Here is an 11753-nt window from a genome sequence, read left to right as displayed (position 1 = left end):
AGTCGGGTAGTAAGCTCGAAGACATGCACAGCGGGCAGCACCGACGCGATCTGGCCATGACAACAGGCCTGCCGGTCCCTTCCCCGGCGCAGGCGAAGCCCCGTGAGCGGGCCGACGCCGCGCGCAACCGCGCCCAGATCCTGGCCGCCGCCGAGGAGTTGTTCGCCACCAGAGACCCGGCGACCATCACCATGGACCAGCTGGCCAAGGCCGCCGGCGTCGGCCGCGCCACGCTCTACCGGCGCTTCCCCGACCCGGCCGCCGTCGCGGTCGCGCTCCTGGACGAGCACGAGTACCGGCTGCAGGAGCAACTGCTCAGCGGGCCGCCGCCGCTGGGGCCCGGCGCACCCCCCGGGGAGCGGCTGGCGGCGTTCTACGTGGCCGCGATCGACCTGCTGGAGCGTCATCTCCCGCTGGCGCTGGGCGCCGAGACCGGCCCGGCCCGGTTCACCTCCGGCGCGTACGGCTTCTGGCGGGTGCACGTGCGCACCCTGCTGGTCGACGCCGACGTGCCCGATCCGGACGCCCACATCGACCTGCTGCTGGCCCCGCTGGCGCCGGAGCTGTACGACTTCCAGCGCAACCGGATGGGGCTGAGCAGCGAGCGGATCATCGCCTGCGTGGCGGGCATGGCCCGCCGCTTCATGCGGTAGGCCCGCGGCCGGCGGGCTGTGCGGGCGGTTGCCCGCGGACCCCGCAACGGCGGGCGCCCACCCACGGTGGCACGGCCGCGGGCGGGCGCGAGGGGGTGTTCGCGCGGTTCCCCGCGCCCCGGGAGAGCAGGTCAGACGGGGAGGCCTTCGGCGGTGCGGACCGCGGCGCGGTAGCGGCGGGCGGCGGCGCGCAGCGCGGCGTCGACGTCCACGCCCGCGTCGTAGCCGCGCTGGGCGACGGCCAGCAGGAGGGCGCCGGCCGACTCCTCGGTCAGCTCCGCCGGGAGCTCCCAGGGCTGGTCCGGCACCCCGGTGAAGTCCGCGCGCCGCACCCGGGAGACCAGCTTGGCCGCGTAGGCGAGCGCGGGCAGGCCGGCCGGTACGCCGTCCAGCACGGACTCGCGCTGCTTCTCGGCGGCCTTCAGCTGCTCCCAGTTGGCCTCCACCTGGGAGGTCTCGGTGGCGTCCACGTCACCGAACACGTGCGGGTGGCGGTACATCAGCTTCTCGACGATGTCCCCCGCGACGTCGTCGATGGAGAACGGGTCCTCGGGGTCCTCCTCGGCGATCCTGGAGTGGAAGAAGACCTGGAGCAGCACGTCGCCGAGCTCCTCGCGGAGCGTCTCCCGGTCGCCCTCCTCGATCGCCTCGACCAGCTCGAAGGCCTCCTCCACCAGGTACTTCACCAGGCTGGCATGGGTCTGCTCGGCGTCCCACGGGCAGCCGCCGGGCGAGCGCAGCCGGTCCATCACGGAGGCCAGGTCCAGCAGCCGCGCCCCCGGCAGGTCGTACGAGCCGGGCAGCAGCTCGATCTCGGGCACCGCCCCGGCCTCCTCCACCGAGATCCGGGCCAGCGCGTCGGTCAGCCCGGGATCCCCGTCGGGGCTGCCCAGCCAGAGCACCGGGGCGGCCTCGACCAGCCGCCGGGCCAGCGCCGGCGCGGTGCCGCGCTCGATCAGCTCCACCTCGACCCCGGCCTGCCGCAGGGCGGGCAGCTGGGGGTGGGCCGGGTCGGCGGCCAGCACCCGGGCGGCGCCGCGCAGCGCCTCCCAGGCGGGCCAGGAGAGCAGGCCGGGGGCCACCCGGTGGGTGGTGGTCAGCAGGGTCAGCTTCGGAGTGTCCACACCACCGAACCTACCGGCCCCGCGCGGGCGCCCGGGATCGGTGGCGGGATCAGTAGAGGGTGCTGTTCTGCGGCAGCCAGTCCTCGGTCGCGTCGGTCAGGCCGATCTGCTGCGGGTCCCAGTGGCCGTAGCGGGGGTTGACCTCGATCCGCAGCGCGGTGCCGGCCGTCACCAGCGCCTTGCGGATCGCCTCGTCGCCGCCCGCCGCGCGCGGGTCCTGGCCGGCGGCGGTGGCGAGCTTCTGCAGGCCCAGCTGCTGCCGGTAGAAGTCGTCGATGCCGACCGCCGGCACGCCCTGCTTGGAGAGCAGCTCGCCCTCCAGCTGCGAGGGGCCGCCGAGCAGCTTGGCGTCGGCGGCCCGGGCCTGGGCGACCTCGGTGTCGCTGACCGAGGCCCCCCGGTCGGCCAGCGCCTTCGCGAGCACCCGGTCCAGCACCAGCTCGGCGACCGTGCGGCGGGCCAGCCCGGCCCGCTCGGCGCGCGGCGCCCCGGGCTGGGCGGCGGTGGCCTCCCGGACCGCGGTGATCTTCGCCTCCACGGCGGCGACGGTGATCCGCTCGTCGCCCACCACCGCCGCGGCACCCTGATGGGCCGGGGCGTTCGCGCAGGCGGTCAGCAGCGCGGCGAGGGAGAGCCCGGCGGCCGTCCTGGCGAGTCGGCGGGCGGCGGAGCGGGTGCGGATCACGTGCGGCCTCCAGTGGTCTGGCTGTGGCTGGTGCGGTCTCCGGTGGTTCTCCTGACAGGGACAGACAATAGGGAGCGCCGCCGCGCGGTGCCAGACCTTGCTCCGAACGGGTCACCCGCCCGTGGCGTACGGATTGCCCGGCACCGGCGGCGGGGTCGGGTGGCCGGTGCCCCGTGGATCGGCCCGGTACGGCGGCCGCGGTGGCGGGGCGGCGGCGCCGGTGCTGCGGTGCGCCCGCAGCCCTTCCAGGTGCCGGCGCAGCCGGAGCACGTCCGGGTGGTGCGGCCCGTGCCGGCGCTCGCGGTCGAGCAGCAGCTCCAGCAGGGCCTGCCAGGCACCCTCGTGGTCCCCGGCGGCGGCCCGGCACAGGCCGATCCGCTCGCGCAGCTCGAAGCCGCGGTCCGGGTCGCCGCCCGGCTGCCCGGCGTGCGCCGCGAGCAGCTCCTGGTACTCGGCGAGCGCCTGGCCGCTGCGGCCGAGCTGTTCGAGGCAGAGCGCGGCCCGGTACCGGTGGTCGAGCACCGCGCCGTCGTACGGCTGACCGGCGGCGGCCAGCAGCCGGTACTCGGGCAGCGCCTCGCCGGGCCGGCCGGCGGCCAGCAGGGTGCGGGCGTAGATGGCCCGGATGGTGTGCACCAGCGGTGCGGCCTCGCCGAGTTCGGCCCGCGCCCGGGGCAGCAGTCCGGCGGCCAGGTCGAGCACCTCGGCGTGCCGGCGGGCCGCGACCAGGTCGGACAGCCGGGCGCAGGCCGCGGTCAGCTCCGCCGGTCCGGCGGCCGGGGGCGGGGTCGGGGTGGGTGCCGGAGCCGGGGTGCGCTCCGGGACCGGGGCCGGTACGGCGGCCATCAGCACCCGGGCCGGGGCCGGGACGGGCGCCGGCGCCGCGGCGGTGCCCGGCTGCGGCTGGTGCGGATGGCGGTACGGCCGGGTCGGATCGGGCAGCGGACCGTAGCCGGGCTGCGGGCCGGCCGCGGGGCCGGGCAGCAGCGGCAGCAGCCGCAGCACGACCTGACGGACGTCGGCCGGGCGGTCGTCGGGCCGCTTGGCGAGCAGGTCGAGGACCAGCGCCTCCAGCCCGGCCGGGACGTCCGGGCGCAGCTCGCGCAGCGGCACCGGTGGATCGTCCACGTGGCGGCGCAGCACCCCGAGGGCGGTGGGCGCGGGGAACGGGGTCTGGCCGCAGAGCATCTCGTGCAGCAGGCAGCCGAGCGCGTACAGGTCGCTGCGCGGGTCGGCGCCGGCGGCCAGGGCCTGCTCGGGGGCCATGTACGCGGGGCTGCCGATCGGGGTGCCGGTCAGGGTCAGCCGGGTGGCGGTGGGGTCGAGCGCGGTGGCGATGCCGAGGTCGAGCAGGATCACCCGGCCGTCCTGGCGGACCATCACATTGCTGGGCTTCAGATCGCGGTGGACCACCGGGACGGCGTGCACGGCGCCGAGCGCGCCGCAGATCTGGGCGGCGACGGCGGCCGCCCGGTCGACCGGCAGCGGGCCCTCCTCGGCCAGCAGGTCGGCCAGGCTCAGGCCGGGCACCCGCTGCATCACCAGGTACAGCTCGCCCTGGTCCTCGCCGGCGTCGAAGACCGCGACCAGGCCGGGGTGGTCCAGGGCCGCGGTGGTGCGGCACTCGCGCAGGAAGCGGCGGCGCAGCTCGTCGCGGGGGCCGCTGCCGGAGCCCTCGGCGGCGGCCAGCTGGTCGGTGCGCAGCAGTTTCACCGCGACCTCGCGTTCGAGTCTCCGGTCGTCGCCGGCCCAGACCTGGCCCATCCCGCCGTGGCCGATCTTGTCGGTCAGCCGGTAGCGGCCGTCGATCACCCGGCCCCGGGTCATCCGCGGCCCTCCTGGGCCTGCCGGCGGAGCAGCTCGCCGAGCTGCTGGAGGTCGTCGGCGGTGGCCGGTGCGGGTGCGGGCAGCTGCGCGGGCACCGGTGCGGACATCGGCCCGGGCAGCGGCGCGGGCGCCGGCGGCCACCCCGGCGCCGGTGTCGGCCAGGCCGCCGGCATCGCCGGGGCGGCCATCGGGACCATCGCCGCCATCGGGCCCGTCGGGAGCTGCGGGGCCGGCTGCGGACCGGCGGCCAGCCAGACCCGGGCCCGGTCCATCAGCAGGAAGTGCGCGGGCGCCAGCAGCATCAGCACGAACAGGCACAGCCCGCCCAGCACGCTGTACGCACTGCCCCGGCCGTCGTCCGGGCTGAGCCCGAGGCAGACGTAGACGGTGAGCTGCACCAGGCCGAACAGCACGGCCCCGAGCAGGTCGACGGGTCGGCGCCGCCGCACGGCGAGCACCAGCGAGGGCACCATCCCGAGCAGACCCAGCGTCAGCGGCGGGACCAGGCAGTAGAGGACCTTCACGCCCGGGTGGTGCGGGCCACCGGTGGCGGGGGCGGACTGCCCGTACGGGTGGCCAGACATGCGCGCTCCTGTGCGGACGGTTACGGTACGCCGCACACGGTACCGCCACCGGACCCGCACGGCGTCCGGTTCCACGGACCGGGCTCGGCCCGGCCGACGGCACGTCAGTGCGCGGCCCCGGGCGCCAGGGTGCCGGCGGCCAGGCCGTCGGTGAGGTGCTGGGCGAGGGCGCGGGCGAGCGCCGCGGACTGCCGGACCGACTCGTCGAACTCGTCGATCCGGCGGAACGCGGCGCCGAGCTCGCGCTGGCGCTCGATCGGCAGCCGGGGCAGCTCGACCCGGCGGATGTCGAGCCGGGTCACGGTCGAGGCGTAGCTGCTGGCGCGGCGGCCGCTGCCGGTGGCCCGGAGCAGCCCGGCCAGGAAGTCGGGGTCGAGCTGCTCCGGGTCGGGGCGCAGCAGGTGCAGCCGGGGGCCGAGCGCCGCCCCGGCGGTGGGGCCGCCCTCCCGGACCACCCGGGCCGGCTCCCCGCCGAGCGCCGGCACCAGGACGTCGCCGGCGCGGGTGCGCGGTCCGGCCTGGTCCGGCCCGGCGGCGGCGCTCGGCCCGGTGCCCGCGAGCAGGTCCTGGTCGGTGAGCAGCGGGACGGTGCCCGGGCCGGCGGCGGGGGGCGCGCCCTGGCCGGACGAGTGCACCTCCAGCGCGCCGCCGCGGACCAGTTCGCCGACCGTGACCAGTGGCGGGGCGCCCGGCGCGCGGACGCCCGCGACCGCGGGCAGCGCCGTGTCGAGGTCGGCGAGGGCGGCGTAGCGCTCGGCCAGGCGCAGCCGCAGGTGGCCGAGCGACTCGGCGCCCTCGGCCGGGGCGGCGGGCAGGTGCCGGGCGGGCGAGAGGTCGGTCTCGTCGTCGAGCAGGTCGAGCGCGGGGACGGCCCGGTGGACCCCGGGGCGCCCCTCGGGGAGCGCGGCGCCGGTGCGCGCGGCGGTGTCGAAGGCCTGCCAGGCGTCCAGCACGGTGCGCCGCAGCGCCGGCCACTCGATCCGGCCGCGGCCGCCCTCGGCCACCGGGTGGGCGGCGGCCGCGTCCAGCATCAGCACCTGGCGGAAACCGTCGCCGGGGGCCGGGCGGCGCAGCAGCCACAGGTGCAGCGGCACCCCGTACGGCGGGGCCGCGCCGGGCGGCAGGGCGACCACGGCCCGCAGCGCGCCGGAGCGCACCAGCTCGGCGCGCACCCGGCGGCCGGCCCGGCGGGAGGCGACGGTGGGCGGCAGCAGCAGCGCGGTCAGGCCGCCGGTCGCGGTGTGCGCCAGGCAGTGCAGCACCCAGGCGAGTTCGGACTCCCCGCGCGGCGGCACCAGGCCGGACAGCCAGCGGGCGTCGTACTGGAGCTCGTCGTGGCCCCAGTCCCGTTCGTTGTACGGCGGTTGGCAGAGCACCGCGTCGGCGGCCAGGCCGGGGTGGGCGTCGGCGCGCAGGGCGTCGCCGGGGCGCAGGTCGAGGCCGAGCGGTCCGGGCGCCGTGGCCGGGGCGTGCAGGGCGAGCCGGAGCAGGGCGAGCGACGGGTGGACCGGGTCGCGGTCCTGGCCCAGTCGGACGGTGGCCGAGTCGACCGCCAGCAGCAGGGCGCCCAGCCCGCAGGCCGGGTCCAGGACGCTGTCCGGGCGGCCGGCCAGCGCGGCGAGCAGCTCCGCGGCCTCGGGCGGGGTGGGGCTGAGCTGGCGCGGATTGGCCTCGCCGTGCCGGGTGAGCAGCTGCTCGTACGCGGCGGCGGGGCCGTGCTCGGCGGCCAGCGCGGCCAGCAGCCCGGCGAGGTCGAGGAAGGTGGCGCCGGCCAGGTCGGGCAGGGCGAGCCGGTCGGTGGCGGCCGTGCCGAGCGCCTCGGCGGTGCGCTGCCGCAGCGCCCGGGGCAGGGCGGTGGCGCGGCGGAGCTCGGTTCGGGCGGCGAGTTCGGCCCAGTCGGCGGGGGCCCGGTGCAGCAGCAGCAGGAGGGCGCCGGCGGCGGCCAGCGGGGCGGCGGGGTGGCCGTCGGGGTCGCGCAGGGCCTCCAGTCGCTGCCGGACCCGCTCGATCAGCGGGAGTTCGGCGATCTTCCCCTGGCCGCGGAGCCACCCCTCGACCTGGTCGAGCCGGAAGGTGGGGCTGCTCTCGGTGCCGCCGACCGGCTCCGGGAAGTCGGGGTGGCGGCGGCGCCAGTTGCTGACCGCGGCCCGTCCGACGCCGGCCAGCCGGGCGATCTCGGCAGCGGTCACCTCGGGCTGGTCCGGCATCTGGGGTCTCCTCCGTGCGGGCTGTGACCAGACAGCATAGCCAGCGCGACACCCGAGACCTGTTCACACGTGAACAGAGAGGTTTGATGAATCACTGTTGACACGGTTCACAGTCGATGGTGAGATTCAGTCATCGCCGAGCGGCAGACCGCCGGCCGGCGAATCCGACCCACAGGGGAGTCCGTCATGGCCGTCACCGTCACCGCCCGCCGCAGCGCCGCGTTCCTGCTGGGGGCCTCGCTGCTCGTGCTCGGCGCCACCGCCTGCGACACCGGCACCCAGGCGGTGTCCACCGAGGCCAAGCCGTCCGCCTCGGCCCCGGCGGCCGCCGCGGACGGCGGGAGGACCTCGGCCGCGCCCACCGCCGCCAAGGTCGGCGACACCATCGCGCTCAAGGGCTTCGAGAAGGACGACACCGCCGATGTGACGGTGGTGAAGGTGGCGGACAACGCCGAGGGTGAGGACGAGTACACCAAGCCCGCCGACGGCAAGCGCTTCGTCGCCGTCCAGTTCCGGATCAAGGCCACCGGCGCCAAGGGCTACAGCGACAGCCCGTCCAACGGCGCCAAGCTGCTCGACGGCCAGGGCCAGTCCTTCGGCCCGAACTTCGCGGACACCACCGCGGGCCCCGGCTTCTCCGGCGGCGCCGCCACCGTCGCCGCCGGCGAGAGCGCGCTGGGCTTCATCACCTTCGAGGTGCCCAAGGACGTGAAGATCGAGAAGATCCAGTTCGGCCTGAACAGCGGTATGGCCCCGCAGTCCGGCCAGTGGAAGCTGGCCTGACCGCCCCGGGGTGCCGCACAGGCGCCGAAGCGGCCCCAGGCACCGAGGCCTGGGACCGCTGGGACTACTACTGCTACTGCCAGGACCGCTGAAGCCGCCTGTGGGCCGCTACTTCCGCGCCCCCGCCAGGTCGTCGAACATGGTCCCGAGGAACTCCGAGCTCCACGCCAGCAGTTCCCGGCCGACCAGCGGCTTGCCGCCGATCCGCCCGCCGCTGCTCGGCCGCGGCACCAGCAGCTGGGCCGCGGCCGCCTTCACCTGGCTGCGCGGGTAGATCCGGTTCAGCCGAAGTTGCTGCGACTCCCGCAGCTCGACCGGGCCGAACCGGACGAAGTTGCCCTGCAGGGTGATGTCGCCGATCCCGCACCGTCGGGCGTACAGCCGCAGCGCCGCCACCAGCAGCAGGTTCTCCACCTGCTCCGGCAGCTTGCCGTAACGGTCGGTCAGCTCCTCGCGGACCTGGACGATGTCCTCCTCCGAGTTGACCGCCGCGATCGATCGGTAGGCCTGCAACCGCAGCCGCTCGCCGGGGGCGTAGTCGTGCGGCACGTGGGCGTCCACCGGCAGCTCGATCTTCACCTCCAGCGGCTCCTCCTCCGGCGCGGCGCCACCGCCCGCCAGCGAGTCGCGGAACTCCGCCACGGCCTCGCCGACCATCCGCATGTAGAGGTCGAAGCCGACCCCCGCGATGTGGCCGGACTGCTCGCCGCCGAGCAGGTTGCCGGCGCCGCGGATCTCCAGGTCCTTCATCGCCACGTACATACCGGCACCCATCTCGGTGTGCTGGGCGATGGTGGCGAGCCGCTCGTGCGCCGTCTCGGTCAACGGCTTCTCCGGCGGGTACAGCATGTACGCGTAGCCGCGCTCGCGGCCGCGCCCGACCCGGCCGCGCAGCTGGTGCAGCTGGGAGAGGCCGAAGGTGTCGCCGCGCTCCACGATCAGGGTGTTGGCGTTGGAGATGTCGATCCCGGACTCGACGATCGTGGTGGAGACCAGCACGTCGAACTCCTTCTCCCAGAAGTCGACCACCACCTTCTCCAGCGCGTTCTCCCCCATCTGCCCGTGCGCGGTGGCGATCCGCGCCTCGGGCACCAGCTCCTTCAGCCGGGCGGCCGCCTTGTCGATCGACTCCACCCGGTTGTGGATGTAGAACACCTGCCCCTCGCGCAGCAGTTCGCGCCGGATCGCGGCCGAGATCTGCTTCTCGTCGTACGGGCCGACGAAGGTCAGCACCGGGTGCCGCTCCTCCGGCGGGGTGGTGATGGTGGACATCTCCCGGATGCCGGTGACGGCCATCTCCAGGGTGCGCGGGATCGGGGTCGCCGACATGGTGAGCACGTCGACGTTGGCCCGCAGCTTCTTCAGCTGCTCCTTGTGCTCGACGCCGAAGCGCTGCTCCTCGTCGACGATGACCAGGCCGAGGTCCTTGAAGCGGGTCTCCGAGGAGAACAGCCGGTGGGTGCCGATCACCACGTCCACCGAGCCCTCGAACAGGCCCTCCAGCACCGCCTTGGCCTCGCTGTCGGTCTGGAACCGGGACAGCGCCTTCACCACCACCGGGAAGTTGGCGTACCGCTCGGCGAAGGTGGAGAAGTGCTGCTGCACCAGCAGCGTGGTCGGCACCAGGACGGCCACCTGCTTGCCGTCCTGGACCGCCTTGAAGGCCGCGCGCACCGCGATCTCGGTCTTGCCGTAGCCGACGTCGCCGCAGATCAGCCGGTCCATCGGGACGGACTTCTCCATGTCCGACTTGACCTCGGCGATGGTGGTCAGCTGGTCCGGGGTCTCCGCGTACGGGAAGGCGTCCTCCAGCTCGCGCTGCCAGGGGGTGTCCGGGCCGAAGGTGTGGCCGGGGGCCGCCATCCGGGCCGAGTACAGCTTGATCAGGTCGGCCGCGATCTCCTTGACCGCCTTCTTGGCCCGCTGCTTGGTCTTGGCCCAGTCCGCGCCGCCCAGCCGGTGCAGGGTCGGGGCCTCGCCGCCGACGTACTTGGTCACCTGGTCCAGCTGGTCGGTCGGCACGAACAGCCGGTCGCCGGGGTGGCCGCGCTTGGCGGGCGCGTACTCCAGCACCAGGTACTCGCGGGTGGCGCCCTGGACGGTGCGCTGCACCATCTCCACGTACCGGCCCACCCCGTGCGCCTCGTGCACCACGTAGTCGCCGGCCGCCAGCGCCAGCGGGTCGATCGCGTTGCGGCGGCGCGAGGGCATCCGGCGCATGTCCTTGGTGGAGGAGCGCTGGCCGGACAGGTCGGTCTCGGTGACCACGGTCAGCTTGAGCGCCTCGTCCACGAAGCCGTGCTCGATCGAGCCGCAGGACACGTGGACCACGTCCCGGGTCGGGGCCTCGTCCAGGTCGGCGACCAGCCGGGCCGCGATGCCCTCGTTGCCGAGCACCTCGGCCAGCCGGGCGGCGGGGCCGTGGCCCTCCGTCACCATGACGACCCGCCAGTCGGCGGCCAGCCGCTCCTTGGCGTCGGCGATCGCCCGCGCGGTGTCGCCGCGGTACGCCTCGACCGCGTGCATCCCCAGGGTGAGCGTGCCCGGGTCGAACTCCAGGATCTCGTTCAGTGCGGCGTCGCTGGTGGCGAACGGGCTGACCGACCACCAGGGCAGCCCGATCGCGGCGGCGTGCTCGCGCACATCGGCCAGCGACCACAGCGAGGCGGCCGAGACGTCGATCTGCTCGATGTCGATCGGCCGGTCCGCGCCGGCCGCCGCCGCCACCCAGGAGGCCTGCAGGAACTCCAGGCTGGTCGCCACCAGGTCGGCGGCGCGGGTGCGGACCCGCTCCGGGTCGCACACCACGGCGATCGACCCCTGCGGGAGCACGTCGAGCAGCAGCTCCATCTCGTCCACCAGGACCGGCGCCAGCGACTCCATGCCCTCGACCGCGATGCCCTGCGCGATCTTGTCCAGGATCTCGGCCAGCTCCGGGTGCTGCTGGGACAGCGCGGCGGCCCGGGCCCGGACCTCCTCGGTCAGCAGCAGCTCACGGCAGGGCGGCGCCCACAGGCCGTGCTCGGCGATCTCCAGCGAACGCTGGTCCGCGACCTTGAAGTAGCGGATCTCCTCGACGTCGTCGCCCCAGAACTCCACCCGCAGCGGGTGCTCCTCGGTCGGCGGGAAGACGTCCAGGATGCCGCCGCGGACGGCGAACTCGCCCCGCTTCTCGACCAGTTCGACCCGGGCGTAGGCAGCCGCCGCGAGCCCGCGGGCGACCTGCTCCAGATCGTGCTGCTCACCGCGGCGCAGCGCCACCGGCTCCAGCTCGGCCAGCCCCTTGACCTGCGGCTGGAGCACCGAGCGAACCGGGGCGACCACCACCTGGACCGGCCCGGCGGCCGGGTCGTCGGCCCGCGGGTGGACGATCCGGCGCAGCACCGCCAGCCGCCGGCCGACCGTGTCCGAGCGGGGCGAGAGCCGCTCGTGCGGCAGCGTCTCCCAGGCCGGGAACTCGGCCACCGCGTCCGGCGGCAGCAGCGAGCGCAGGCCGGCCGCCAGGTCCTCGGCCTCCCGGCCGGTGGCGGTCACGGCCAGCACCGGACGGCCGCGCTCCCCGGCCGCCCCGGCCAGCGAACGGGCCAGCGCGGCGATCGCGAACGGGCGGGCGGCGGGCGGGCCGACCAGGTCGAGGTGGGGCCGGCGGCCGGTGGCCGCCGCCTCGATGGCCTCGGCGAGGGCGGCGTCCCGTACGACGACATCGAGCAGTCCGGACAGGCTCATGAAGTCTCTTCTTCGCTCCGTGGCTGGAGTGCCCCGAGGCCGGAGACCCCGGCCGGGCAACGCGAACAGCCCGGCACGCGATGCGCCCCGGGGGTGTCCAGCCTACGCCGGAGCACTCCCCCGTACCCTGCGCACCGGCCCCGGGCGAGGTCGGGTGGGTGGGC

At 75.7% G+C, this 11753-nt stretch carries 8 protein-coding genes; 2 read left to right on the top strand and 6 right to left on the bottom strand.

Annotated features, from left to right (window positions below; all coding sequences use genetic code 11):
- The first annotated feature begins 56 nt into the window (after window positions 1–56).
- Window positions 57–653 carry a helix-turn-helix domain-containing protein gene (locus AB0K43_RS17765; RefSeq protein WP_363640769.1) on the top strand — a complete coding sequence of 199 codons (597 nt, stop codon included), beginning with the start codon at window positions 57–59 and terminating at the stop codon, window positions 651–653.
- Between the two features lie 131 nt (window positions 654–784).
- Here AB0K43_RS17765 and AB0K43_RS17760 read toward each other — a convergent pair whose 3' ends face one another.
- The 5 genes from AB0K43_RS17760 to AB0K43_RS17740 form a co-directional block, all read right to left on the bottom strand.
- The gene (locus AB0K43_RS17760; RefSeq protein WP_363640662.1) at window positions 785–1777 is read right to left on the bottom strand and encodes a MazG family protein; all 993 of its coding nucleotides are present in this window, start codon (window positions 1775–1777) and stop codon (window positions 785–787) included.
- Window positions 1778–1826: 49 nt separating this feature from the next.
- Window positions 1827–2462: a SurA N-terminal domain-containing protein gene (locus AB0K43_RS17755; RefSeq protein ID WP_363640660.1), complete on the bottom strand. Its 636-nt coding sequence runs from the start codon at window positions 2460–2462 to the stop codon at window positions 1827–1829.
- 111 nt (window positions 2463–2573) lie between these two features.
- Complete coding sequence (locus AB0K43_RS17750; protein WP_363640658.1) at window positions 2574–4289, bottom strand: serine/threonine-protein kinase; 1716 nt, start codon at window positions 4287–4289, stop codon at window positions 2574–2576.
- Window positions 4286–4873: a hypothetical protein gene (locus AB0K43_RS17745; RefSeq protein ID WP_363640656.1), complete on the bottom strand. Its 588-nt coding sequence runs from the start codon at window positions 4871–4873 to the stop codon at window positions 4286–4288. Before AB0K43_RS17745 ends, AB0K43_RS17750 begins: the two co-directional genes overlap by 4 nt.
- A gap of 104 nt (window positions 4874–4977) precedes the next feature.
- A complete protein-coding gene (locus tag AB0K43_RS17740; RefSeq protein ID WP_363640654.1) occupies window positions 4978–7080 on the bottom strand; it encodes an N-6 DNA methylase in 2103 nt (700 codons plus the stop codon).
- A gap of 186 nt (window positions 7081–7266) precedes the next feature.
- On the opposite strand from AB0K43_RS17740, the gene AB0K43_RS17735 reads away from it, so the two are divergent.
- Window positions 7267–7863 (top strand): DUF4352 domain-containing protein, encoded by a 597-nt coding sequence (locus AB0K43_RS17735; protein WP_363640652.1) that lies wholly within the window; start codon window positions 7267–7269, stop codon window positions 7861–7863.
- Window positions 7864–7971: 108 nt separating this feature from the next.
- On the opposite strand, the gene mfd is transcribed toward AB0K43_RS17735, so the two are convergent.
- Window positions 7972–11589, bottom strand: coding sequence for a transcription-repair coupling factor (gene mfd / locus AB0K43_RS17730; protein ID WP_363640650.1), 3618 nt, complete (start codon window positions 11587–11589; stop codon window positions 7972–7974).
- Between the last annotated feature and the right edge of the window lie 164 nt (window positions 11590–11753).

It is taken from the genome of Kitasatospora sp. NPDC049258, assembly GCF_040678895.1.
Lineage (GTDB): Bacteria > Actinomycetota > Actinomycetes > Streptomycetales > Streptomycetaceae > Kitasatospora.
Note: the sequence above shows the minus strand (reverse complement) of the source record. Positions and strands in the feature narration are given on the sequence as shown.

What these genes read in the sequence shown, in the direction of transcription:
- mfd (WP_363640650.1), bottom strand. Translation starts at nt 11,589, where the DNA reads ATGAGCCTGTCCGGACTGCTCGATGTCGTCGTACGGGACGCCGCCCTC.
- AB0K43_RS17735 (WP_363640652.1), top strand. Translation starts at nt 7,267, where the DNA reads ATGGCCGTCACCGTCACCGCCCGCCGCAGCGCCGCGTTCCTGCTGGGG.
- AB0K43_RS17750 (WP_363640658.1), bottom strand. Translation starts at nt 4,289, where the DNA reads ATGACCCGGGGCCGGGTGATCGACGGCCGCTACCGGCTGACCGACAAG.
- AB0K43_RS17745 (WP_363640656.1), bottom strand. Translation starts at nt 4,873, where the DNA reads ATGTCTGGCCACCCGTACGGGCAGTCCGCCCCCGCCACCGGTGGCCCG.
- AB0K43_RS17765 (WP_363640769.1), top strand. Translation starts at nt 57, where the DNA reads ATGACAACAGGCCTGCCGGTCCCTTCCCCGGCGCAGGCGAAGCCCCGT.
- AB0K43_RS17740 (WP_363640654.1), bottom strand. Translation starts at nt 7,080, where the DNA reads ATGCCGGACCAGCCCGAGGTGACCGCTGCCGAGATCGCCCGGCTGGCC.